Annotated in this window: 25 protein-coding genes; 8 read left to right on the top strand and 17 right to left on the bottom strand. The window is 53.1% G+C overall.

Features of this window, described 5'->3' with window-relative positions; all coding sequences use genetic code 11:
• Positions 1-34: 34 nt before the first annotated feature.
• The 4 genes from melR (at position 35) to A6A26_RS22755 (ending at position 2,970) form a co-directional block, all read left to right on the top strand.
• Complete coding sequence (melR, locus tag A6A26_RS22770; protein WP_063881250.1) at positions 35-967, top strand: transcriptional regulator MelR; 933 nt, start codon at positions 35-37, stop codon at positions 965-967.
• Between the two features lie 198 nt (positions 968-1,165).
• Complete coding sequence (gene trmB / locus A6A26_RS22765; protein WP_063880847.1) at positions 1,166-1,885, top strand: tRNA (guanosine(46)-N7)-methyltransferase TrmB; 720 nt, start codon at positions 1,166-1,168, stop codon at positions 1,883-1,885.
• Positions 1,885-2,211 carry a YggL family protein gene (locus tag A6A26_RS22760; protein ID WP_063880846.1) on the top strand — a complete coding sequence of 109 codons (327 nt, stop codon included), beginning with the start codon at positions 1,885-1,887 and terminating at the stop codon, positions 2,209-2,211. The genes trmB and A6A26_RS22760 overlap by 1 nt, the downstream gene beginning before the upstream one ends.
• Before the next feature lie 42 nt (positions 2,212-2,253).
• Entirely contained in the window at positions 2,254-2,970 is a 717-nt protein-coding gene (locus tag A6A26_RS22755) for a YggN family protein (RefSeq protein ID WP_063880845.1), read from the top strand.
• Positions 2,971-3,163: 193 nt separating this feature from the next.
• Here A6A26_RS22755 and A6A26_RS22750 read toward each other — a convergent pair whose 3' ends face one another.
• The 3 genes from A6A26_RS22750 to A6A26_RS22740 are packed head-to-tail and all read right to left on the bottom strand — an operon-like array spanning position 3,164 to position 5,341.
• Positions 3,164-4,540 carry a PTS ascorbate transporter subunit IIC gene (locus tag A6A26_RS22750; protein WP_063880844.1) on the bottom strand — a complete coding sequence of 459 codons (1,377 nt, stop codon included), beginning with the start codon at positions 4,538-4,540 and terminating at the stop codon, positions 3,164-3,166.
• Between the two features lie 44 nt (positions 4,541-4,584).
• Positions 4,585-4,854: a PTS sugar transporter subunit IIB gene (locus A6A26_RS22745; protein ID WP_063880843.1), complete on the bottom strand. Its 270-nt coding sequence runs from the start codon at positions 4,852-4,854 to the stop codon at positions 4,585-4,587.
• Positions 4,855-4,879: 25 nt separating this feature from the next.
• Positions 4,880-5,341 carry a PTS sugar transporter subunit IIA gene (locus tag A6A26_RS22740; RefSeq protein WP_063880842.1) on the bottom strand — a complete coding sequence of 154 codons (462 nt, stop codon included), beginning with the start codon at positions 5,339-5,341 and terminating at the stop codon, positions 4,880-4,882.
• A 465-nt stretch (positions 5,342-5,806) separates the two neighbouring features.
• Here A6A26_RS22740 and A6A26_RS22735 point away from each other — a divergent pair, with 465 nt between their 5' ends.
• Positions 5,807-6,541, top strand: a complete 735-nt coding sequence (locus A6A26_RS22735; RefSeq protein ID WP_063881249.1) for a GntR family transcriptional regulator — start codon at positions 5,807-5,809, stop codon at positions 6,539-6,541.
• Positions 6,542-6,604: 63 nt separating this feature from the next.
• Here A6A26_RS22735 and hemW read toward each other — a convergent pair whose 3' ends face one another.
• Genes hemW through A6A26_RS22715 form a run of 4 tightly spaced genes read right to left on the bottom strand, consistent with a single transcriptional unit; the run spans position 6,605 to position 9,626 of the window.
• On the bottom strand, positions 6,605-7,744 hold the full coding sequence (hemW, locus tag A6A26_RS22730; RefSeq protein WP_063880841.1) for a radical SAM family heme chaperone HemW: 1,140 nt from the start codon (positions 7,742-7,744) through the stop codon (positions 6,605-6,607).
• Positions 7,737-8,330, bottom strand: a complete 594-nt coding sequence (locus A6A26_RS22725) for an XTP/dITP diphosphatase (protein WP_063880840.1) — start codon at positions 8,328-8,330, stop codon at positions 7,737-7,739. Before A6A26_RS22725 ends, hemW begins: the two co-directional genes overlap by 8 nt.
• 21 nt (positions 8,331-8,351) lie before the next feature.
• Positions 8,352-8,906 (bottom strand): YggT family protein, encoded by a 555-nt coding sequence (locus A6A26_RS22720; protein ID WP_063880839.1) that lies wholly within the window; start codon positions 8,904-8,906, stop codon positions 8,352-8,354.
• Between the two features lie 12 nt (positions 8,907-8,918).
• Complete coding sequence (locus tag A6A26_RS22715; protein ID WP_063880838.1) at positions 8,919-9,626, bottom strand: YggS family pyridoxal phosphate-dependent enzyme; 708 nt, start codon at positions 9,624-9,626, stop codon at positions 8,919-8,921.
• 15 nt (positions 9,627-9,641) lie between these two features.
• Here A6A26_RS22715 and A6A26_RS22710 point away from each other — a divergent pair, with 15 nt between their 5' ends.
• A complete protein-coding gene (locus tag A6A26_RS22710; RefSeq protein WP_063880837.1) occupies positions 9,642-10,637 on the top strand; it encodes a type IV pilus twitching motility protein PilT in 996 nt (331 codons plus the stop codon).
• Here A6A26_RS22710 and ruvX read toward each other — a convergent pair.
• The 9 genes from ruvX to metK form a co-directional block, all read right to left on the bottom strand.
• A complete protein-coding gene (gene ruvX, locus A6A26_RS22705) occupies positions 10,634-11,050 on the bottom strand; it encodes a Holliday junction resolvase RuvX (RefSeq protein ID WP_063880836.1) in 417 nt (138 codons plus the stop codon). The genes A6A26_RS22710 and ruvX overlap by 4 nt on opposite strands.
• The gene (locus A6A26_RS22700; RefSeq protein ID WP_063880835.1) at positions 11,050-11,613 is read right to left on the bottom strand and encodes a YqgE/AlgH family protein; all 564 of its coding nucleotides are present in this window, start codon (positions 11,611-11,613) and stop codon (positions 11,050-11,052) included. The genes ruvX and A6A26_RS22700 overlap by 1 nt, the downstream gene beginning before the upstream one ends.
• 85 nt (positions 11,614-11,698) lie before the next feature.
• Complete coding sequence (gshB, locus tag A6A26_RS22695) at positions 11,699-12,643, bottom strand: glutathione synthase (RefSeq protein ID WP_063880834.1); 945 nt, start codon at positions 12,641-12,643, stop codon at positions 11,699-11,701.
• Between the two features lie 115 nt (positions 12,644-12,758).
• Entirely contained in the window at positions 12,759-13,490 is a 732-nt protein-coding gene (rsmE, locus tag A6A26_RS22690) for a 16S rRNA (uracil(1498)-N(3))-methyltransferase (RefSeq protein ID WP_063880833.1), read from the bottom strand.
• A 73-nt stretch (positions 13,491-13,563) separates the two neighbouring features.
• Positions 13,564-14,271: a deoxyribonuclease I gene (gene endA, locus A6A26_RS22685; RefSeq protein WP_063880832.1), complete on the bottom strand. Its 708-nt coding sequence runs from the start codon at positions 14,269-14,271 to the stop codon at positions 13,564-13,566.
• Positions 14,272-14,346: 75 nt separating this feature from the next.
• Entirely contained in the window at positions 14,347-14,859 is a 513-nt protein-coding gene (locus A6A26_RS22680; protein WP_074181059.1) for a SprT family zinc-dependent metalloprotease, read from the bottom strand.
• Between the two features lie 92 nt (positions 14,860-14,951).
• Positions 14,952-16,886 carry a methyl-accepting chemotaxis protein gene (locus A6A26_RS22675; protein ID WP_063880831.1) on the bottom strand — a complete coding sequence of 645 codons (1,935 nt, stop codon included), beginning with the start codon at positions 16,884-16,886 and terminating at the stop codon, positions 14,952-14,954.
• 249 nt (positions 16,887-17,135) lie between these two features.
• A complete protein-coding gene (locus A6A26_RS22670; protein ID WP_063880830.1) occupies positions 17,136-18,527 on the bottom strand; it encodes a sugar porter family MFS transporter in 1,392 nt (463 codons plus the stop codon).
• A 438-nt stretch (positions 18,528-18,965) separates the two neighbouring features.
• Positions 18,966-20,117, bottom strand: coding sequence for a methionine adenosyltransferase (metK, locus tag A6A26_RS22665; RefSeq protein WP_063880829.1), 1,152 nt, complete (start codon positions 20,115-20,117; stop codon positions 18,966-18,968).
• Between the two features lie 804 nt (positions 20,118-20,921).
• Between metK and speA the strand changes: the two genes are divergently transcribed.
• Together speA and speB are read left to right on the top strand one after the other, a co-directional pair.
• Complete coding sequence (speA, locus tag A6A26_RS22660) at positions 20,922-22,901, top strand: biosynthetic arginine decarboxylase (RefSeq protein WP_074181035.1); 1,980 nt, start codon at positions 20,922-20,924, stop codon at positions 22,899-22,901.
• 159 nt (positions 22,902-23,060) lie between these two features.
• The gene (gene speB, locus A6A26_RS22655; protein ID WP_063880828.1) at positions 23,061-23,981 is read left to right on the top strand and encodes an agmatinase; all 921 of its coding nucleotides are present in this window, start codon (positions 23,061-23,063) and stop codon (positions 23,979-23,981) included.
• 43 nt (positions 23,982-24,024) lie between these two features.
• Here speB and A6A26_RS22650 read toward each other — a convergent pair whose 3' ends face one another.
• Complete coding sequence (locus A6A26_RS22650) at positions 24,025-24,780, bottom strand: metalloprotease LoiP (RefSeq protein ID WP_063880827.1); 756 nt, start codon at positions 24,778-24,780, stop codon at positions 24,025-24,027.
• Positions 24,781-24,821: the final 41 nt, after the last annotated feature.

Raw genomic sequence — 24,821 nt, 5'->3', positions numbered from 1 at the left:
ATGGCAGGGTTCTGATAATTCAGGAGAGGGAATGATGATGATGCAGCCTGGCGTACCGCTTCCACCCGACCCGCATATGTGTAGCAGCGATGAAAAGCAGACCCGCAGTCCGCTGTCGCTCTATTCTGAATACCAGCGCATGGATATCGAACTGCGTCCGCCGCTGGCCATGACCACCAGCCACTGGCACGGTCAGGTGGAGGTGAATGTCCCGTTTGATGGTGACGTGGAGTACCTGATCAATAATGAAGTCGTCCAGATTAAACAGGGTTACATCACGCTGTTTTGGGCCTGTACGCCGCATCAGCTTACGCGTCCCGGCAACTGCCAGAACATGGCTATCCTTAACCTGCCGATGCATCTGTTTTTGTCCTGGCCGCTCGACAGAGAGTTAATCAATCATGTTACTCACGGCATGGTGATTAAGTCTGTGGCAAAGCAGCAGCTCAGTGTGTTTGAAGTGCAGCGCTGGCAGCAGGAACTCAACAGCCCCGACGAACAGATCCGCCAGCTTGCCGTCGATGAAATTGGCCTGATGCTTAAACGCTTTAGTTTGTCGGGATGGCAGCCGGTAGGGGTGAACAAAACCTCTCGCACGCATAAAAACAGTGTGTCGCGTCATGCCCAGTTTTATGTCAGTCAGATGCTGGAATTTATTGCGGATAACTACGATCAGGCCTTGACCATCAATGACGTAGCCGAACACGTTAAGCTCAATGCCAATTATGCGATGGGCATTTTTCAGCGCGTTATGCAGCTCACGTTAAAACAGTACATTACCGCCATGCGCATCAACCATGTCAGAGCGTTATTGAGCGACACCGATATCACCGTGCTTGATGTGGCGTTGACGGCCGGATTCCGATCCAGTAGCCGCTTCTACAGCACATTTGCTAAATATGTCGGCATGTCTCCACAGCAGTATCGTAAGCTGAGCCAGCAGCGGCGGCAGACGATGGCTTTATAAGCCGTTTTTCGCGTGATGCGTCGAGATCCTGACAGGGTGATCTCAACAAGGAAATTTCTGCGGTTTACTCTACACTCAGGCAGGAAATCGCGCTTCAGGGCACCCAGGAATAAAGCAGAACGTGGCAAAGGCTTGCTTCTGCTTTTGAACTTTGCATAATGCCCGTTTCCCAGAACAGGCAAACCAGCAGGCTTCTACATGATTAATGATGTCATCACCCCGGAATATGATGAAAATGGACGCCCGTTGCGTCGGATTCGTAGTTTTGTGCGCCGTCAGGGCCGCTTAACCAAAGGCCAGCAGCTGGCGCTGGATAATTACTGGCCGGAGATGGGTGTTGAATATCAGCCTGATCCCATTGATTTGCCTGTGCTGTTTGGTCGTGATGCGCCGGTGACCCTGGAAATTGGCTTTGGTATGGGCGCCTCGCTGGTGACCATGGCGCAAAATACGCCACATCAAAACTTCCTGGGGATTGAAGTGCACGCGCCGGGCGTGGGGGCCTGTCTGGCTTCTGCAAAAGAAGCGGAGGTCAGCAATCTGCGGGTTATGTGTCATGATGCTGTTGAAGTGCTGGAAAAAATGATTCCTGATAACTCACTGCGCATGGTTCAGCTTTTCTTCCCGGACCCGTGGCATAAAGCCCGTCATAATAAACGCCGCATTGTGCAGGTGCCCTTTGCCGAACTGGTGATGCGTAAACTTAAGCTGGGTGGCGTGTTCCATATGGCGACCGACTGGGAAGCCTATGCAGAACATATGCTTGAGGTCATGAGCAGCATTGCAGGTTATCAAAACCTGTCTGAAGACAGCACGTATGTGCCGCGTCCGGAAACGCGTCCACTGACAAAATTTGAGCAGCGCGGGCAGCGTTTAGGCCATGGCGTATGGGATTTAATGTTTGAGAGGGTGAAATAATGGCCACACAACGCAGCCGCCGTTTACGTAAAAAATTACATATTGATGAATTTCAGGAACTGGGCTTTTCCGTGGCCTGGCGTTTTCCTGAAGGCACCGCTGAAAGTGACATCGACGAAACCCTGAATCAGTTCATCAATGAAGCGATCGCGCCTAATGGTCTGGCTTTCGATGGTAGCGGTTATCTGGCATGGGAAGGGCTGATTTGCCTGGAGCAAACCGGTAAATGCACCGATGAACATCGTGAGCTGGTACGCAAGTGGCTTGACGACCGCAAGCTGCAGGATGTGAAAGTGACCGAACTCTTTGACGTCTGGTGGGACTAAGTTACCAGCAGTGTCGCTTTCACACCCACACAGGGAGATTGTATGATTCGTAACGCGCTGGTCGCCGGTCTTTTACTGGCAGCAACGCAGGCCCAGGCCGCCTGGGAGTGCAGTGTCAAACCACAGGATGATGTTGTTATTACGCCACAAAACGTGCAGGTGGTGGGTGAAAACGGCAACATGCAGATCTCGACGCTGGGTGATGTGCAGTTCAACGGTCAGAAAATGACGATGAATGCGGCTAACCGTCAGAAGGCGATTGATTATCAAAATGCCTTACGTCGCGATCTTCCCTGGATCGATAACGGTGCCACATCACGTCTGGAGAAAGGGCGTGCTGCGCTGGATAACATCATCACCCAGCAAGTCGGGGAATCCAGCCGGTTACATGAGCGGCTGGCAACGCTGAATACCCAGTTAAAAACCCAGATGAACCGCATTATTGAGCATCGCAGTGATGGTTTAACCTTCCATCATCAGGCGATCGATCAGGTTCGTGCCGATGGTCAGCAACTGGTTAATCAGGCGATGGGCGGTATTCTGCAGGACAGCATCAATGAGATGGGCAGCAAAGCCATGTCCAACGGTGGCGGCAGCGGTTTGCAGGGGTTGATGGGGAATCTTGGCGGCCTGCAAAACGCCATTCAGAGCGAGTGGAATAATCAGGAAGCCGACTTCCAGCAGTTTGGAAAAGCGGTCTGTAACCGGGTTATTGCTCTGGAGAAAGACCGGAAAACACTGGTCAGTTCGCTGAAGTAATGCTTCACAGAGGGCCTGCTCCGGCAGGTCGTCTGCCCTTCACCGTGCGGTTCATTGAGCCAGTGGTCGCCCGTTCTCAGGGTCTGCGCGCCCTGGCGATGAAGACGTCCGTGTTCAGGCGTCATCAAGGTTGCGCCCTTCCTGAATCCGTTGCAAAACAAAAGGGGCTGAATTCATCAGCCCCTGGCAGGATTTAGTCGGTGTTAACCTCTTTAGCGACCGTTTTGTTGCTGGCAACGTAGTTATAAATAACCAGCAGGGCAAAAATTCCCGTGATCACCATGGTGATCGTTCCCTTATCAAGGAACCTGGCCATATTACCCAGCAGTATCCCCGTGACGCCAAAATCGGTGTCCGAGAAGGTGGTGTTGGTCAGGCCGATGGCACCCAGCACAGGTAATAAGGCGACCGGCAGGAAGGTAATCAGAATGCCGTGCGCAAAGGCCCCTAACATTGCCCCGCGTTTACCGCCGGTTGCATTACCAAATACGCCTGCCGTTGCGCCGCAGAAAAAGTGCGGTACGACACCTGGCAGGATTAATATCCAGTGCAGCTGTCCAAGAATAAACAGTCCCACCAGTCCGCCGACAAAGCTGGAAATAAAGCCAACCAGAACGGCATTAGGCGCATAAGGGAAAACGATAGGGCAGTCCAGTGCCGGACGCGCGTTGGGCACCAGCTTCTCTGAAAACCCGGTAAATGCCGGCACAATTTCCGCCAGAATTAAACGCACGCCCTGAAGGATAATAAAGACACCCGCAGCGAAGGTAATAGCCTGCACGAACGAGTACACCAGATAGTTTTGTCCGTGGCTGAACTGACTCTCCACATATTCCCTGCCCGCTGAGACGGACAAAATAAAATAGATGATCATCATCGTCAGGGAAATCGAGATGGTGCTGTCACGCAAAAAACTCAGGTTTTTTGGCATGTTCATCTCTTCAGTGGATTTTGAACCTTTGCCCACCAGAGAACCTATCCAGCCTGACAGGACATAACCCACCGTGCCGGTATGCGCCAGTGCAACCTGATCGTGCCCAATGATTTTACGCATATAGGGCTGAGCCAGTGCCGGGAAAAATGCCATTAACATTCCCAGCGTCAGCGAGCCGGTATAAATAAGCTGTACGCCTTCAAAGCCAGCCACCGACAGGATAATGGCAATCATACAGGCCATATAAAAGGTCACATGACCAGAGAGGTAGATATATTTCAGGCGGGTAAAACGGGCAACGGTGATATTTGCCACCATGCCAAACGCCATGATAAGCGTCGTGGGCGCGCCATACTTCGCCAGGGCGATAGACACCATCGCCTCATTATTTGGAATAATTCCCTGAACGTTAAATGCGTGCTTAAAAATATCCCCCAGCGGCGTTAGTGAACCAACCAACACCGTGGCACCGCCTGCCAGTACTAAAAAACCCAGGATGGTTTTTACCGTGCCTTTTATCACATCCGGCAGCGGTTTGCGTTGCGCGATCAGACCGAACATCGCCACCAGTCCGACCAGAATAGAGGGGACTTTCAGCACGTCGACAACTACCAGTAAAAGGTTTTGTATAAACATAATAACCTCAGCGGTAAGTGTTCTTTTATAAGTGGGTGACAGGATTATTTATTGAAGTAGTCGCGAATTTTTTGCTCAACTTCTTTCAGGTCGATAATGTTATTAATGATGATGACTTTTTCCGGCGGCAGGTTAGCGCTGTAGGCGATGTCTTTTGCCATAACAAACACATCCGCCACGTCCGGTGTCACTGAGCCGAGATCGGAATGTTCAACGTCCGCCGTGACATCAATCGCTTTAAGCACTTTTTTGATGTTCATTTCCATCATGAAGCTGCTTCCCAGGCCTGAACCACACACTGCCATAATTTTCATAAAAACCTCTTTGAATTTGAATAGGTTAATTGGACATGTCGTTTGCTAACAGCACCGCGCACAACGCGTGTTGGCTTTGTGCCTGGTACACGCGTTCCATGATGGCGTCGTCAGTCAAGACTTCAGCCAGCTGCGAGATCATCTCGATGTGGCTGTTGCTGTCAGGGGCGGAGAACATGAAAAGAATGTCGACAGGATCGTTTTCCCCCGCATCAAAGGTGACCGGGTTTGCAAGCTTCACCACGGAGAGTCCCAGCTTCATTGCACCCTGCTCAGGGCGGGCATGCGGCATGGCAATGCGCGGTGCGATAACGAAGTAGGGGCCGGTTTCCTCTTTAAGGCGGATAATCGTGTCGATGTAATCCTGTGAAATCGCACCTTCTCTGAGCAGGGGATCGCCAGTGACCTGAATCGCGGCTTTCCAGTCAGAAACGCGTTCAAGATAGTGAATTTTGTCGGCATTCAGCCATTGGGTCAGATTCGCCATACGTTATCCTGGATAAAAAGTTATGCAAAAAAGTCAGGATGCAGGCTCGCCGCATTCATCAAGCTGTACAGTCAGCTTTCTTTATTTCTTCACGCTGTCATCCCTTTTCCGTTTTATCCAGCAAAACGGCTGGCAGCAGGATGAAAAAGAAAATAAATATAAACCATTATAAATTATGGTTTTTATTTTGACTGCACGCATCAGTTTTGAACATCCGCTGTTGCAAAAAACGTTTCGTACGTATAGACATGTTAAACCTGTCTAGTCATCTTGATGATGCACCTCGACCTGTACAGATACAATATGCAAGAATCATTTCTGGCTGGGCGAAGGGAATTTGAGTGCAAAATCGTTAGCTGGATCACATCTGGGTCCTTTCTTACTGGCACGTCGTGACGGAAATCGGGCGTAAAGGCGTTGCTGTAGCGCACCGCAGGCACGGGCACACTATTCGGGAACATGCTGATGTTCGATGGCATTACAGAGAAGCAAAAAGAGGTTGTCGACTATATTCTGACGAAGATCATGCAGGATGGCCTTCTGCCGGGCGATAAGCTGGACACAGAAATTGCCATTGCCAAGAACATTGGCATTACCCGGGCGACGGTGCGGGAAGCCACCCGAATCCTTATTGAGCAGCAGCGCATTTATCGGGTAAAAGGTTCGGGCCTGTTCGTCGGCTCAATCGGCAAGAGTAATCATTCTGGCCGGTTTCATGCACTTTCGCCGTTTGATTATCAGGCGCACAAAAAAGGACACAAAGCGGTCAGGAAGGTGCTCACTGCCAGCATTATCAAAGTGCCCGGGCCCGATATGGCGCAGGCTTTACGCATCAAGAACAGCGACCAGATATACAAAATCGTTCGTCTGATGTGCTTTGATGACATCCCTGTCGCACTGGAATATATCCATCTGCCCGTCAGCCTGTTTAACAGCATGGAGTTTGGGCGACTGGAAATCTCAAAATATTCGTACATTGAACAGATCACCGGCAAGAAAATTCAGCGTCGTGATCAGCAACTGAATGCCATCAACGTTACCGACGGTGAGCAGCTCAGGCTGCTGAATTTTAATGCGAATGATGCGGCGCTGGAGATCAACGAAACCGTCTATCTGGATGATGGCATGCCCTGTGAGGTTAACATCGCCATTATTAACACGAGGCTGTTACAGCTAAGGCAGAATACCGAGCGCGGTTGAACGGCGGTGCAAACGGCCCGGTTACGCTCACCTGTGGCGTCAGGCTTCCGGGCCGGGAAGGCGCTACGCTTCCGCTAAAAACAGCTCCAGCAACGTGTTCAGGAACAGTTTGCCTTTCTCTGTAATCTGCCAATATTCCGGCGTTTCGGTGATGTAGCCTGCGGCAAGCGCCTGGTCGATCTGCGGGCGAACCCACGTTTCATCCAGCCCGGTATAGCGGCTAAAGTCAGCACGCGGCGCGGGCTCCAGCAAACGAAAACGGTTCATAAAGAACTCAAACGGCTTATCACTGTCCACAACGTCGTACTGCTTGTCGAGATAGTTTCCCTTCATAAAGCCACGCGGATGACGCACTTTTATCGTGCGGACAATGCGGCCATCGGGCTGGGTCAGTTTGCCGTGGGCACCGCAGCCAATGCCGAGATAGTCACCAAACCGCCAGTAGTTCAGGTTATGTTCACAGCGGTAGCCCGGCCTGGCATAGGCCGAGGTTTCGTATTGCTGATAACCGGCGGCGGTCAGCAACTGATGACCCTGCTCGAAAATATCCCACAGGGCGTCATCATCCGGCAGTGTGGGCGGGCGAGAGGCAAATAAGGTATTCGGCTCAATGGTCAACTGATACCAGGAAAGATGCGGTGGATTGAGCGCAATCGCCTGGCGTAAATCGTCCAGCGCCTCCGTCAGTGACTGATCGGGAAGGCCATGCATCAGGTCAAGGTTGAAGCTGCGTAAGCCTAACCCCTGAGCCAGTTCGGCGGCGCGTTTCGCTTCGTCTGGCCCGTGGATACGGCCCAGTCGTTCCAGCTTCTGCGGACTGAAGCTCTGTACGCCAATGGAGATGCGGTTAATGCCGGCGCGTTGATAAGCGCTGAAGCGGTCAGCTTCTACCGTGCCCGGGTTCGCTTCCATCGTGACTTCCGCATCTGCCGTCAGCGTCAGGCGCTCGCGCACACCATCCATCAACATCTGCATGGCGCTGCTGCTTAACAGGCTTGGCGTTCCGCCGCCGATAAACACCGTGCGAACCTCGCGACCCTGAATCAGCGGCAGATCGTTTTCAAGATCGCGCAGCAGGTGCTGCACATATTCAACGTGCGGCACCTCATCCTTTAAGGCGTGAGAATTAAAATCACAGTAGGGGCATTTCTGTACACACCAGGGAATGTGGATGTACAAACTCAGAGGCGGTAAATCAGGCATTACGCATCGCTTCCAGTAACAGCGTCAATGCTTTACCACGATGAGAGACTTTTCCTTTCTCTGCTTTAGTCAGTTCGGCGGCGGTTTTACCCAATGCCGGAACATAGAACACGGGATCGTAACCAAACCCACCGTTACCGGCTGCCGTCCGGGTAATTTCCCCGTCCCAGCTACCGTGGAACACCAGCGGCGTGGGATCAGAAGCATGACGTAAATAGACCAGCACGCAGTGGAACTGTGCCTGACGTTGCCCGTCGGGCGTGTTTTCCAGCGCCTGAAGCAGTTTTTCCAGGTTCTGCTGGTCGCTGGCCTCTTCACCGGCATAGCGGGCAGAATAAATCCCGGGTGCGCCACCCAGCGCATTTACGGCCAGCCCGGAGTCGTCTGCAAGAGCAGGAAGCCCGGTAAGCTGTGCAGCGTGACGCGCTTTCAGGATGGCGTTTTCGATAAAGGTCAGGCCGGTTTCCTCGGCGGATTCCACGCCGAGTTCGGTTTGCGCCACGATATCCAGACCAAAGGCGGCGAGCAGATCCGCCAGTTCACGTACTTTGCCGGGATTACCAGTGGCAAGAACAACTTTTTGCATAACAGTTCCAGTTTGATTCATTTACAGCAAATACCAGAGACCCGGGAACAGATCCATGCCAAGGAAATTCAGGGCATACAGCACCAGAATCACAATCATGGCTGAGAAGTCGATGCCGCCCATGGCAGGGAGAATGCGGCGAATCGGCGCCATTAATGGCTCGGTCAGTTGGATCAGCACGAAGTCCATCGCACCGCGGCCCTGGCTGATCCAGCTCATCAGGGAGCGAATGATAATCACCCAGAACACCAAATAGCCGGCAGATTTCAGCAACGACAGCAGCCCAACCAGCAAATTGGTGGGATCGACAGAGAACACGCCGACCTGGATGAGCAGCAGAAGCGGGTATTTAAGCGTTGTCAGTACAAAGGCTAACAACAAAGATGCCGTATCGATCGGACCCAGTGCAGGCAGGATACGACGTAAGGGTTTCACAATCGGCTGAGTAATCTTCACCACAAACTGGGCAAGCGGATTATAAAAATCACAACGTGACCACTGCATCCAGATGCGCAGCAGCAGCACCATGACGTAGAGATCGATTATCGTTTTTACTAAAAACGTCATTGTTAACATGAAGTTCCTCAATTATTGTTGTGAAGGTTGTGTGTAATCACGCGCGCCAAATATAGCGGTGCCAATGCGCACCAGAGTACTGCCAGCGGCGATGGCCGCCTCCATGTCATCGCTCATCCCCAGTGAGAGGGTGTCAACATCACTATATTGCTGTTTTAGCTGGTGAAATGCATCAGCCATTTGCTGGCATACCGCCAGCTGTCGCTGATAATCCTGTTCGGGTGCCGGAATCGCCATCAGTCCGCGCAACCGCAAACGCGGCATGGCGGTAATCTCCTGAGCCAGTTCGGCAACCGCATCCAGCATGATGCCAGATTTGCTGTTTTCGTCACTGATATTTACCTGAATTAAGACATTGAGCGGCGGCAGATGTTCAGGCCGCTGATCGTTGAGCCGCTGGGCGATCTTCTGGCGATCGACGGTGTGGCACCAGGCAAAATGTTCGGCTACCAGTCGGCTTTTATTGGACTGCAGGGGACCAATGAAATGCCATATCAATCCAGGATGTGAGGCCAGGGACTGAATTTTTTCAACCCCTTCCTGAACGTAATTCTCACCAAAATCAATCTGACCCGCCGCTGCGGCTTCTTCGACCGCGCTCGCAGGCTTCGTTTTGCTTACTGCAAGTAACGTAATTTCTTCTGGTGCCCGGCCGCAACGGGTTGCAGCAGCAGCGATTCGCTGACGGACTTGCTGTAGGTTGTGCTGGATTGAAGTCATAGTCTGGAGATCAAAATGGATTTGGATGAAATAGTGGCGCTTAGTGTAAAGCATAACGCCGCCGATCTGCACCTTTGTAACGGACATTTGCCGTACTGGCGCCGTCAGGGCAGGCTTGAAACGCTTCCCGACCAGCCTGTCCTGTCTGCTGACTGGATGGCGCGGTTTACCTCGGCATGGCTGGACACTGAACAGCAGGCGCAGCTGAAGCAAGAAGGGCAGCTGGATTTTGCGTTAACCCTGGTGAGTGGACAACGCCTCCGCGCCAATCTGTTTAGGCAGCGTAACGGGCTGTCACTGGCGTTGCGTATTATTGCCAGCCACTGTCCCACGCTGGCAGCGTTGCGCCTGCCGGAGGTGGTGCCGACCTTACTGAATAAACAGGACGGGCTGATTTTGATTACCGGCGCAACCGGCAGTGGTAAATCGACCACGCTGGCGGCTATGGTCGATGCCATCAACCGCCTGCAGGCGCGGCATATTCTGACGCTGGAAGATCCGATTGAGTTTATTCATCACAGCCAGCAATCCCTGATTCAACAGCGCGAAGTCGGGTTGCATTGCCGGTCGTTTAGTCTGGGCCTGAAAGCGGCTTTACGGGAAGATCCTGACGTGATCATGCTGGGTGAACTACGCGACAGTGACACCATTCGTCAGGCACTGACCGCCGCAGAGACCGGACATCTGGTGCTGGCAACCTTGCATACGCGCGGCGCGGTTCAGGCGGTGGACAGGCTGGTGGATGTGTTTCCTGCAGATGAAAAGAATCTGATACGCACGCAACTGGCGGGCAGCCTGAAAGCGGTAATCGCGCAGCAGCTGGTTTCTGCCATCGATGAGAAAAGAGTCGGGCTGTTTGAGGTGCTGATTACGACCAGTGCGGTCATCAACCTGATTCGGGAAGGCAAAATGCACCAGATTCCTGCCATTTTGCAAACCGGCGCGCAGGCCGGAATGCAAACGTTTGAGCAGAGCCGTCTGGCCCGTCAGGCCGAAGGCGTTATTGCTTAATGGGTTTCAAACCAGTCCTGCAGGATAATTGCCGCTGACTGTGAATCCACTGATCCTTTGTTCAGCGCACGATAACCGCCCCGTTCAAACAGATCGGCTCGCGCTTCGACGGTGCTGAGGCGCTCATCCTGCAGCTCCACGCGAATGCCGAAACGACCATGCAGGCGGTTAGCAAACTTGCGCGCGCGCGCGGTCAAAGGCTGTTCAGTGCCGTCCATATTTAACGGTAATCCCACCACCACAAAATCAGGCTGCCACTCTTTGAGCAGTTTTTCGATTTGCAGCCAGTCAGGCGTGCCATCCTGCGCCTTGAGCGCACTCAACGGGCGGGCATTGCCCGTCAGCTGTTGTCCCACCGCGACGCCGATACTTTTGGTGCCGAAGTCAAAACCTAACAACGTTTGTGTATTCATCAGGCGTGACCTGCATCGCTGGCCATATTGTGAATATCAACGCCAATGCTGCGTGCGGCTTCACGCCAGCGCTCAGAGATCGGCGTCTGAAACAGGATGTTGCTGTTAGCCGGTGTGGTCAGCCAGGCGTTTTCCATCAGCTCGTTTTCAAGCTGGTCTTTTTCCCAGGCACAATAACCCAGCGCGACCAGCACATGATCGGGCTGTGAGGCCGTGCCAATCGCTTCCAGAACGTCGCGTGAGGTGGTAATCACGGTGTTGTCTGAGACGCGAATGCTGGAGGTAAAGGTTCGCTGTGCCGAATGCAGAATAAAGCCGCGATCTTCTGCCAGCGGACCACCGCTGAACACCGGTTTATCAAGATTGATTGCCGGGTCGCGGTTTTCTTCGGCGATCTTGAGCTTTTTCAGAATGCCGTCAACCGTCAGGTTTTCCATCGGCTTATTGATAATCAGCCCCATTGCCCCTTCTTCGTTATGCTCGCAAATGTAGACCACAGAACGTTTGAAAAAGGGATCTTGCAACGATGGCATGGCAATTAAAAAGTGATGCTGTAAATTCATTCTCACATGCTTTACCAAAGATAACCGGTGCGTGACATCTGCACCGGTGTTGGGTTGATCACGGAGCATGGCCCCAGCGTTATGCTCAGCCCAGGCGCTTCTCGATGGCGTCCATCAGCATACCGGTGATGGAGACAGGGAACGCGGCCTCGATTTCACGAATGCATGTCGGGCTGGTCACGTTAACTTCAGTCAGTCTATCACCAATAATGTCGAGCCCGACAAAAATCAGGCCTTTGGCCTTCAGGGCAGGGCCGACACGGCGGGCAATTTCCCAGTCGCTTTCGCTCAGCGGGCGAGCTTCGCCGCGTCCGCCAGCCGCCAGGTTACCGCGGGTTTCTCCCCCCTGCGGAATACGCGCCAGGCAATAGGGAACCGGTTCGCCATCGACCACCAGAACGCGCTTATCACCGTCTTTGATCGCCGGCAGGTAATTTTGCGCCATGCAGTAACGGCTTTCATGTTCAGTCAGGGTTTCTGCGATAACACCGAAATTCGGGTCGTCCTGCTTCACGCGGAAAATGGACGCGCCGCCCATGCCGTCCAGCGGCTTCATAATGACATCGCCATGCTCCTGCCAGAACGCCCGCAGCTGTTGCTTAGAGCGGGTGACCAGCGTATCTGGCGTGAATTCTGCGAACCAGGCGGTATACAGTTTTTCGTTACAATCGCGCAGGCTTTGCGGCTTGTTAACGATCAGCGTGCCCTGTTCTTCTGCGCGCTCCAGGATATAGGTGCAGTAGATAAATTCGGTGTCGAATGGCGGATCTTTTCGCATCAACACGACGTTCAGATCAGCCAGTTTAATCACCTGCTCGCTGCCAAACTGATACCAGCTTTCGGCATTCTGTTCCACGCTGAGCAGGCGAGTGCGGGCGAAAGCCACGCCACCGCGCAGGGAGAGATCGTTCATCTCCATGTAGTGAATTTCGTAACCACGGCGCTGTGCTTCCAGCAGCATTGCAAAGCTGGAGTCTTTCTTAATGTTGATGGATGAGATCGGGTCCATCACGATGCCAAGCTTGATCATTATTATCTCCTGAAGGAGGCGGGGATTACCGTCTCGTTCCGTTCGGGCGAAAAGGGGCTGAACAGTCAGGACGCGGTTTGTGCTGAGCGCGACCCGATGAAGCTAAAAGTATCGCTTAACCCAGGTCACCAAACCTCACCTGAAGTGCCGTGATGGCGGTCAGTGCCGTGGTTTCGGTGCGTAAAACCCGTGGGCCAAGCAAAATATCGGTAAAACCATGCTGCGCCGTCATGGCAATTTCATCCGTTGACAGCCCACCTTCCGGACCAATCAACAGGCGGATACGTTCTACCGGCTGGGGCAACGTATTGATGCTGTGGCTGGCGCGCGGATGCAGATTTAGTTTTAACCCACTTTCTGCTTCACTGCACCAGGCTTCCAGCGTCATGGCCGGGCGGATTTCAGGTATCCGGTTACGACCACACTGTTCGCAGGCGGCAATGGCAATTTTTTGCCACTGCTGAATTTTTTTTGCCAGACGTTCGGCATCCAGTTTGACACCACAGCGTTCAGAAAACAGCGGCGTAATGACATTTACACCCAGTTCGATCGATTTCTGAATAGTAAATTCCATTTTTTCGCCGCGAGACATCACCTGACCGAGATGCAGATAAAGCGGTGATTCGCGATCGTCTTCCTGGCTTGCCGTGATGGATACTTTTACACGTTTTTTATCAACATGCGTGATTTCTGCTGCGAAAGTCAGATTACTGCCATCAAACAGTTCTACATGCTGCCCAATGGTCATACGGAGCACGCGGCCAACATGGTTGGCGGCGTCGTCGTCCAGCGTAATTTCACTGCCAACGTGAACAGGCTGTGCGTGATAAATGCGAGGTATGCGCATAAGGTCCCTGAGAGCTAAACGCCGCGGGATTAACGCGGCGGGGCGGTGAAACCGTTAGTTTAGGGCAGGGATTTTAACGCTTGCAAGCCTCGAGCACATAAGGATTATGATTCCCCTGTACACGCGCGATGCGCTGGTCGCGCTCACATTCCCATTTGCTCACCGGATAGAGCTTGTCCCAGGCCATGAATAACTGGGTTTGTTGACGCGACAGGCGCAGATGATACTGGTCACGCATGTAGAAGTAAGTGCGGGCGATTGCGCCGCGAGCCCGCTCTGGCGGCTGCGCCTGCTTGTTTTTAAAATCAATTTGCATGGTGCACTGACCGTACTGCTTTTCAGTGCCGTTCCACTGGCTGTAAGCATAGTTACCACGGTCACCATTCACCTCACCGATGGCCGGCTGCAGATTGTGCAGGTCGGTTTCGATACGGCGGTAGTCGGCATCTTTACTGCAATTTTTGCGGCCGCCATTCTGCCAGCACTGACGTTGATGACCGAACTCCCAGGCAGGCATCACATGTTCCCACTCAATACGCGCGGCGCGGTTGGCATTTTTGCGCGGCTGGTAACCACAACTGTTCAGGTCAGGCTCGCCCTTTTTGCCGTGCCAGCTAATCTTACAGCCACAATAAAAGCTGCCTGGCGCATCCTGGTTAATCTCTGCGGCGAAGGCTTTGGCCTGCTGAAAATTATTTTGATGATAGTTATTGAGGTTAAGGGCCTGGCTGTTAAAAGATGCCAGTAACAGCGCCGTGGTTATGATTAATTTGCGAGACATATTCCAGTTTTACCCCTGATCCTTAAAAGGGCGGCAGGGTACCAGAATGCAGGCGCAGGCGGAATGAGAATCCGTTCAGGAGAGGGGAGAGACGTCGGCTTTCAACAGGCTACCGCAGTGCACGCAGCGGTACTCGCTTTCGCCTCGGAGCACGCGGTTATGGCGACGCACGGTAAGCTGGTGCTGCTGACACTGGCAGCGATAAGCAAAAGTGCGGCTGCGCACCGACTCGACTTCGAACTGATGAGTGCGCCGTGCCGGCACGCCCAGAACGCTCTCCATCATCCATTTCCACTCTTTGCCATGGGGCGCGACGCGGCCAAAGGTTTTCCACACCAGCAAATGGGCCAGCTCATGGGGAACGACTTCTTCAATAAAGGCCTGCTGATTTTCCATCAGCAGGACGGGATTGAGGCGAATTTCCCATTTTTCCAGCCAGGCCGTGCCAGCGGCGGTGCCACGCTGCTGATAAACCAGCGTTGGCTCAGGATAATGGCGTTCAAGCTTTTCATTGGCCCGCTCAAGCGCGCTACGCAGGGCGCGCATAACGGCTTGTTGCAGGGCAATGGGAAGACGGGCTGTTTTCATGGCGCTCAGCATAAGCGGCGCAGGCGAGGAACTCAACAGCAATACACCGCCTGCAAAAAAGGTCATGCTGGCCGACCGGCACCACCCACTTTTTAATGAAACTGCTTAACCGTCTGCGCCAGTTGCCGGGCCTGGTCCTCAAGCGAACTCGACGCGGCCGACATCTGCTGAACCAGCGCGGCATTCTGCTGCGTGGTCCCATCCATTTCGTTGACGGCGATGGTCACTTGCGCAATGCCGCGAGCCTGCTCATCGGAGGCGGCAACGATTTCACCGATGATATGCTGCACGGATGAAACGGCAGTCGTCATCTCATGCATGGTTTTGCCCGCATCGTTGACCAGTACAACACCATTTTCGACCCGCACGGCGGACGCTTCAATCAGGGCGGAGATATCTTTCACGGCGCTGGTCGTCCGCTGAGCCAGATTACGCACTTCAGAGGCCACCACAGCAAAGCCGCGCCCCTGTTCTCCGGCGCGAGCCGCTTCGACGGCGGCGTTGAGTGCCAGAATGTTGGTCTGGAACGCGATGCTGTTAATCAGCGTGGTGATATCACCGATTCTCTTTGAGCTTTCATCGATCTGGGCCATGGTCGTTACCACCTGATCCACCAGGGTTTCTCCCCGGCTGGCGATACGCGTGGCATTTTCGGTCAGGCCCGTTGCCTGCTGTGCATTATCCGCATTCATGCGAATGGCGGCGCTAATCTGCTCCATGCTCGCGGCGGTCTGTTCCAGCGCCGCCGCCTGTTCCTCGGTGCGTGAGGCGAGATTGAGGTTCGCACTGGCAATCTCGCCCGCACCCTGCTGGACCGAAGTGCTGGCGTCTTTGATTTGACCCACGATACTCTGCAACTGTGCCTGCATGGTGTGTAAAGCATAAAACAGGCTGCTGCTGTCACCTGGCGCCACCTGAATGCCGTTGTTTAACCGGCCCTCAGCAACGGCCAGCGCAATGCGCGCCGCCTCTGCGGGTTCACCGCCCAGCGGACGCATTACTTTACGGTTGAATAACAGCCCCAACACGGCCCCTACAGACAGAATACTGATTATCATCAACGCTATAGCCCAGTAAAGCTGCTGGTCAGCCGCCGCCATCACCTGACTGACCGGCGCGACAATCCCGACATACCAGGGTTTAGTGCTGTTACCTACGCTTATCGGGTACCAGGTATACATGGCTTTTTCTTTCAGGACGGGATCGTACTGCTCTGTCACTGCCGTACGATAGCCGTTTACATTGCCCTGCCATTTTTTACCGGCTTCACCTGCATCGGGGGAGGAAATCACGTTGCCACTATTCGAGAGCAGCAGCGCATAGCCGGTTCCCTGCCAGGGCTTGATTTGATTGACCTTTTTCTGGATGGCGGACAGCAGGATATCGGAACTGACCACCACTTTCAGTTTGTCGTTGACCATGACAGGCGTTGCCACCGAGGTTAGCCACTCTGGTTTTGCGCCATCATAAGCGAAGCTGTAAGGCTCAATCAGTGTGTCCTTTAGCGTTTCCTTCGGCAGCAAATAGTAATTTCCGGCACCGGGCTGCAAATAATCCAGTGCCGGATTCATTTTGTAACGGCCGTCTTTGTCCCGGTCTATGTACCAGGCATAGCGACCACCAGGTGGCGTGCCCTGCTGCCCGACGAAGGCACTATCGCGGCCGTCAAAGGCATCGGGTTCAAACACCACGGTCATCGACACAAAGTCTGGGTTTTTGTGCAGCGCATATTCCATGAGCTTATCGGCAACTTTGCGATCGGTTATCCCCGCCGCAGGCAGAGCGGCCAGGCTTTGTCCCAGATTTTGCGCGGCATCCAGCGCGTGAGTCAGTTCTTGCTGGATTTGCCCGCCATGACCGGCAGCAATTTGCTGCAGGTATTCGGCAGCAAGGGATTTTTGTTCTTTGGATGACTGCCAACTGAGTAATCCGATGGTCGCAGTAAACCCCACGACAATCGTCATTCCGCCGGCCAGCAGCATCTGAGCACGGGTGCTCATTGTCTTTTTTATGCTGGTGCTGTTCATTTGATTTCCTGGTAAACGTAAAGTCTGAAAAATTATTTTTATAATGAAAACGTCATTTAATTTATCGGCGTATTTTTATTCGACTTTAATGAAAGAAAAGCGAAGCGGTGACGGTGACAATGGGGAAATAGCAGGGCTTGACGATAATAAGGCGGGGGATTTTTCGAGAGAGAACGACGGTAAAACGCCAGCAAAAAAGCCAGTCAGTTTTCACTGACTGGCTTTGAGATACACATGAAAAGCGGAGGCTTACTGACCGATGTCGCGCAGCTTTTTGCCTGCCATCAGGTTACGTTCAATGTGCTCCAGCGAAACGTTTTTGGTTTCGGGAATTAACATAACCGTCAGTACGATGAAGAAGACGTTCAGCAGACCGTAAACCCAGAAGGTCGGTGCATTGCCCAGCGTATTCAGCATGGTCAGGAAGGTTGCGCCGACAATCATGTTGGCGATCCAGTTGGTGGTCGTTGACACGGTGATACCGAAATCGCGTCCTTTCAGTGGCTGAATTTCAGAACACAGAACCCAGATCAACGGACCGGCTGACATGGCAAAGCCCACGATAAACATCAGCAGCATGCCAATCGCGAAGTACTGCGCGCCTGACGAATGAATGCCCATATGCAGCATGGTGCCCAGAACGCCCATACCGGCCGCCATCACCAGGAAGCCCAGAATCAGGGTAGGCTTACGGCCCCAGCGATCCACCAGACCGATAGCAATAAAGGTTGCCAGTACGTTAACCAGGCCGACAATCACCGTTCCCCACATCTGTTGGGTGGTATTTGAGAAACCTGCAATCTCAAAAATTTTCGGTGCGTAATACATGATGACGTTCATGCCGGTAAACTGTTGCATAACCTGCAGCAGAATGCCCAGGTACACCGCACGACGGAAGTGGCTGCTACTGGTAAATAATCCCCAGCCTGACTGTTTGATCTTCAGGCTTTCGCGGATTTCATCCAGCTCGCGCTTTGCCTGCTCACTGGTATCACGCAGGCGATCCAGTACGCGTTGCGCATCGCGGAAGTTGCCTTTCGCCGCCAGCCAGCGTGGGCTGTTAGGCAGGAAGAACACGCCAACCAGCAACAGCAGGGCAGGAATAGTGATAACGCCCAGCATCCAGCGCCAGTTACCTGTAAAGCTGAACGCCGTATCGGAAAGATAAGCACCCAGAATACCGATGGTGATCATCAACTGGTACAGCGAGATCATGCTGCCGCGGATTTTTTCAGGGGCAATCTCTGAAAGATAAAGCGGCGCGGTGTAAGAGGCGATACCTACCGCCAGACCCAACAGCACACGTGCGCTGATCAGCATTTCAGGGTTCGGTGCCATGGCTGACCAGAGTGAGCCAATAACAAACAGAATCGCACCGGCCATCAGGCTTTTCTTACGGCCCAGACGGGATGACATCCAGCCGCTGCCGATGGCACCGATCGCTGCACCAAACATCATGGAGCTGACAATCCACTCCTGTTGATGGGCAGTGACGTTAAAGTCCTTCGCGATAAAGGGCAGAGCACCGGCAATAACGCCGATATCCAACCCAAACAGCAGGCCTGCGAGGGCTGCCAGAAAGCAGACAAATAAGGTCATTGCCTTATTTGAGGTTCTGCTTTTATGTGAATTGCCAGGCATGGTTGCCTCCAAAATTATCCATCATTGTTGTTATCGATGTTAAAAAACCTTAACTGAGCAAAAAGTGAACCCGATCACATTGATGTAATCGCTTACACTTGCTGAAACCCTGAAATCCAGCATTTACAACCCAGAAAGGTCAAGTAACCAGTGAGGTATAGCACCCTCGAAGTTTCTGACAATGTCCTGTTTAACGCCTATCAGATGACGCTGAAAATAACGCATTTTCAGAAGAATAACTACGGCGATAAATTCCTAAATAGCCGATATATAAAGCGTTTCAAATTGTAAGCGTTAACACATCAGCAGCGTACAAGCCGAAAGAAAGTGTAGTTGAGTTAAAAAAATGTGCAGAAGGAAAAAACGCCATGAAAAGGAAGCAGAACAGGCAAAAAAAAGCCCCGCCAGATGGCGGGGCTTTTCAGTGATGCGTCAGCCTTACAGGCCCGCAGCCTCACGCAGCTGGGCAGCTTTGTCGGTTTTTTCCCAAGGGAAATGCTCGCGACCAAAGTGACCGTAGGCAGCGGTTTCTTTATAGATAGGATGCAGCAGGTCCAGCATCTGAATCAGGCCGTAAGGGCGCAGGTCAAAGAACTCGCGCACCAGCAAGGTCAGCTGTTCAGTAGACACTTTTTCTGTGCCAAAGGTCTCGACCATGATAGAGGTCGGCTCAGCGACGCCAATCGCATAGGAAACCTGAATCTCACAACGATCGGCCAGGCCCGCGGCCACGATGTTTTTGGCAACATAGCGGGCGGCATAGGCGGCTGAACGGTCAACTTTAGACGGATCTTTACCAGAGAATGCGCCGCCACCGTGACGGGCCATCCCGCCGTAAGTATCGACAATGATTTTACGACCGGTCAGGCCGCAGTCACCCATCGGACCACCGATAACAAAGCGGCCAGTCGGGTTGATGTGATATTTAGTGGATGCATTCAGCCACTCGGCAGGCAGGACAGGCTTGATGATTTCTTCCATCACCGCTTCCTGCAACGCTGTCTGTGAGATGTCTTCGCTGTGCTGGGTTGACAGCACCACGGCATCAATCCCAACAATTTTACCGTCGTCGTACTGGAAGGTCACCTGGCTTTTAGCATCCGGGCGCAGCCATGACAGCGTGCCGTTCTTACGCACTTCAGCCTGGCGCTGAACCAGACGGTGCGCATAGGTCACCGGTGCGGGCATCAGAACATCAGTTTCGTTTGTGGCATAGCCAAACATCAGGCCCTGGTCACCCGCGCCTTGCTCCAGCGGATCGCTACGGTCAACGCCCTGGTTGATATCCTGAGACTGTTTGCCAATCGCGCTTAACACTGCGCAAGAGTTGGCATCAAAGCCCATATCGGAATGAACATAGCCGATTTCACGAACGGTATTACGGGTGATTTCTTCGATATCGACCCAGGCGCTGGTGGTGATTTCGCCGCCAACCAGCACCATACCGGTTTTCACGTAAGTTTCGCAGGCCACACGCGCTTTCGGATCCTGTTCCAGGATGGCATCAAGCACGGCATCAGAAATCTGGTCGGCGATTTTATCAGGATGTCCTTCGGATACGGACTCGGATGTAAAAAGATGTTTAGCCATTATGTTCTTTACCTTACCAATGGTTTGAATTCGACTGCATAGCGCAAGTGAGTATTAGCTGACTTAACGCCCCTTAAGGCAAAGCCGTGAGCAGTCAGGTAGTGTCAGCACGCAGGCCAACACCGCCTGGATATTAACCTGTTTAGATGGAAAACCATCTGGACGTCTATTTTAGGTTACGGGGTGAGCGAATTACCAGCCCTTTTTGAGGTTACGCTGTTAACTTTATGCTGCGCAGTGGATAATTCTGTTTATGGCGGAGGCATTAAGCAAATAATCTCTTTGCATTTTTTGTGCGCAAAATGTATAAAACGCCGCTGCGTTCTCAGCAGAAAAAAAAGGATGACGTGCTAGCGCGTCGCGCCTGTCAGACAACTGTCTGGCTTTCACCCTGATGCTTTTCCACATGTCTTTGACCTGTGCGGAGGTGATACGAGTTATGAGCCTTATGTTCCCACTCACGGGTTCTTCGCGTGCTGGCGTTGCGCCGGCGTTATCCTGTTTCCCACCTTTATTTCTCTTCTGCCGACATTTTATTGGTTTCGGTAATTATCCCGACACAAGCGCTGGCTAACCTCTGACGCGATAGCGGTTTATATCGCCCAGGCTGCGAGCGTCGTCAATTATTCGCGACCCTTTTGCACCTGACATGGCTGAGTGTTTTACACTTAGGTATTCAAGGATGCATCGTGCGGGTTCGCGACGCAGACAGAGCATGACGTAATATGTGGCAACGAATTTTCAGACTTCCGACCTTTGAGTCGGTTTACATTATTATCTTTCAACGGAAAATTGAGGTTCGCGATGTCTGACGGCATGAAGAATATCAAGGGTTCGTCAGCTGGCGAACAAGGTGCACTCCGCTCAATGCAGGAGGTGGCGATGAACGATCAAGACGCCAGCCTGATGCTGCGAACGTATAACATTGCCTGGTGGGGCAACAACTACTATGACGTCAATGAACTGGGTCATATTAGCGTCTGCCCGGACCCGGATCGCCCGGATGTACGCGTCGATCTGGCTAAGCTGGTCAAGGAGCGAGAGGCACAAGGCCAACGCCTGCCCGCACTGTTCTGTTTCCCCCAGATTCTTCAACACCGCCTGCGCTCCATTAACGGGGCATTTAAACGTGCGCGTGAGTCTTACGGCTATACCGGTGATTACTTCCTGGTTTATCCCATCAAAGTTAACCAGCACAAGCGCGTGATTGAATCTCTGATTAACTCCGGCGAACCGCTGGGCCTGGAAGCCGGTTCAAAAGCCGAACTGATGGCGGTGCTGGCCCATGCCGGGCAGACCCGTTCAGTGATTGTGTGTAATGGTTACAAAGATCGTGAATATATTCGTCTGGCGTTGATTGGCGAGAAGATTGGTCACAAGGTTTATCTGGTACTTGAGAAGATGACCGAAGTGCGCATGGTGCTGGAAGAAGCGGAACGCCTGAACGTGGTGCCACGTCTGGGTATTCGCGCCCGCCTTGCTTCACAAGGCTCCGGTAAATGGCAGTCGAGCGGTGGTGAGAAATCCAAATTTGGTCTGTCTGCCACCCAGGTCCTTAAGCTGGTCGACATCATGCGTGAAGCCGGTCGGATGGACAGCCTGCAGCTTCTGCATTTCCATTTGGGATCGCAGATGTCTAACATCCGCGATATCGCCACCGGCGTGCGTGAGTCAGCACGCTTCTATGTTGAGCTGGCGAAACTGGGCGTCAACATTAAGTGCTTTGACGTCGGCGGTGGTCTGGGCGTTGACTATGAAGGTACCCGTTCGCAGTCCGACTGTTCGGTTAACTACGGGCTGAATGAATATGCCAACAATGTGATCTGGGGAATTGGCGCGGCCTGTGACGAGCATGGTCTTGAGCACCCAACGGTTATCACCGAATCCGGTCGTGCAGTTACGGCGCACCATACGGTGCTGGTGTCTAACATCATCGGCGTTGAGCGTAACGAATTCAGTAAGCCAGAAGCGCCAGATATTGAAGACGCGCCTCGTCCTATCCTGAGCATGTGGGAAACCTGGCAGGAGATGCACGAGCCGAACACCCGCCGCTCCCTGCGTGAATGGCTTCATGACAGCCAGATGGACCTGTTTGATATCCATACGGGTTACTCATCGGGCACTTACAGCCTGAAGCAACGCGCGTGGGCAGAGCAACTCTATCTGAGCATCTGTCACTATATTCAGCAGCATCTTGATCCCAGCAACCGTGCACACCGTCCTATTATCGACGAGCTGCAGGAACGTATGGCGGACAAGATCTACGTTAACTTCTCGCTGTTCCAGTCAATGCCGGATGCGTGGGGCATTGATCAACTGTTCCCTGTGCTTCCGCTGGAAGGCTTGAATAAAAAGCCGGAACGTCGCGCCGTGTTGCTGGATATCACCTGTGACTCAGACGGCACCATCGATCACTACGTGGATGGTGATGGGATTGCGACAACCATGCCGATGCCGGAGTACGACGTGGACAATCCACCGATGCTCGGCTTCTTTATGGTGGGCGCTTATCAGGAAATCCTGGGCAATATGCACAACCTGTTTGGTGACACCGAAGCGGTTGACGTGTTCGCGTTCCAGAATGGGGAAGTGGAAGTCCAGCTGTCGGATGAAGGCGATACCGTAGCCGATATGCTGCAGTATGTTCAGCTTGATCCAAACGAACTGATGACGCTGTTCCGTAAGCAAATTCAGACCTCTGAACTGGATGACGAACTGCGCGAGCAGTTCCTGCAAGAGTTTGAAAGTGGTCTGTATGGCTACACCTATTTAGAAGACGAATAAAGCCCCGCGAAGCGCTTGCAGCTTGCCGGGACATTGTTGATAATCGGCAGCAACTCATCCCTTCCTCGTCGGGCCTAACGACGCGGGAGGGATTTTTTTTATCTCAACCTTCATGGTGCGCGGGCCAGACCCGACTCAAGCACAGACAGAGGACGACTTATGTACAATACCCTTGGCAATCAGTACGACAATTCACTGGTTTCTAATGCCTTTGGTTTTATGCGTTTCCCGGTAAATTTCCAGCCTTACGACAGCGATGCAGAGTGGGTGATCACCGGCGTGCCCTTTGATGCGGCCACCTCGGGCCGTCCGGGCAGCCGTCTTGGCCCAGGCGCTATCCGTCAGATCTCGACCAATCTCGCCTGGGAAGGTTGCCGCTGGCCGTGGGAGTTTGACCTGCGTCAGCGTCTGAACGTGGTGGACTGTGGCGATCTGGTTTATGCCTTTGGCGATTCACAGGATCTGTCTGACAAGCTGCAGGCCCATGCAGAGAAACTGCTGGCCAACGGCAAACGTATGATGACCTTCGGTGGCGATCACTACGTCACGCTGCCTCTGCTGCGCGCGCACGCGAAGCACTTCGGTAAAATGGCGTTGGTGCACTTTGACGCGCATACCGATACCTACTCTAATGGCCCAACGTTTGACCATGGCACCATGTTCTTTACCGCACCGAAGGAAGGGCTGATCGACCCTCAGCACTCGGTGCAGATTGGTATTCGTACCGAGTTCGACAAGAGCCTGGGCTTCAACGTGCTGGATGCCGCTCAGGTCAACGACCGTAGCGTGGACGATATTCTGGCTGAAATTAAACGCACCGTTGGCGATCTGCCGGTCTATCTGACATTTGATATCGACTGTCTGGACCCTGCGCATGCACCGGGCACCGGTACGCCGGTCATTGGCGGTTTGACCACTGATAAAGCGACCAAGCTGATTCGGGGTTTACAGGGCATGAATATCGTGGGGATGGATCTGGTGGAAGTTGCACCGGGTTACGATCACGCCGATCTGACGGCTCTTGCCGCGGCTACTCTGGCGCTGGACATGTTGCACGTCCAGGCTGCCAACAAGGGCTGAGGTGACAGAGGGATAACCTCAGTGTTATCCCTCTGATAACGCGTTATTTAGCGTCTGCGGCAATGCGATCGCGAATGTGCTGAGCACGGGCTTCCGAGTCAGGATGCGAGTCAAACATAGAGCTTTGACGGCCCTTCTCCAGTTTTGCCAGTTTTTCAAAGCTGGTTGCCAGCCCAACGGGATCAATACCGCGCTTCTTCAGCAGGCTGTAGGAGTAGTCATCGGCCTGTGTTTCCTGCGTCTGCGAGAACTGCGCATTCACCAGTTTTTCGCCCAAATCACCCAACTGTGACTGTGACAGCGAACCAATGATCCCGCCAGCCGAAGCTGCCGCGGTACGTGCTGCCGTCGTGGTGAAGGCGACCTGCATCGCTTTGCGCGTATGGCCCAGCGCAACGTGGCCCATTTCGTGGCCCAGCACCGCCTCGACCTCATTGTCGGTCATCATATCCATCAGACCGCTGTAGACGCGGATGCAGCCGTTGGCCATGGCCCATGCGTTAACATCTTTGGTCTGATAAACCTTGTAGTTCGCCGGGATGCCATTGATGTTGTCACCCAGCGCCGCAGCGATTTTGTTCAGACGTTGCTGGTATTCGCTGTCAGCCGGTGCCACCTGGTTTTCTTTGTCCATCTGGGCGCAGGATTGATCGCTGAGCTGCTTAACCTGAGCATCGCTCAGGGTGTAAGCCTGGAAAGCCTGTGCGCCCGACTGCAGCAGACCATCACTGTTTACGCCTTCACAACCACTTAGCAATGCAACCAGGCCCAGAGCCAGTGCCGTTTTTTGAATTTTCATTCTGTCGTCCCATAAGTAACAAGATAAAAAACAATCACCTG

Origin of the sequence: Pantoea sp. OXWO6B1 (assembly GCF_001641135.1) — a bacterium.
GTDB classification, from domain to species: domain Bacteria; phylum Pseudomonadota; class Gammaproteobacteria; order Enterobacterales; family Enterobacteriaceae; genus Pantoea; species Pantoea allii.
This window is presented reverse-complemented; position numbering and strand designations above follow the sequence as displayed.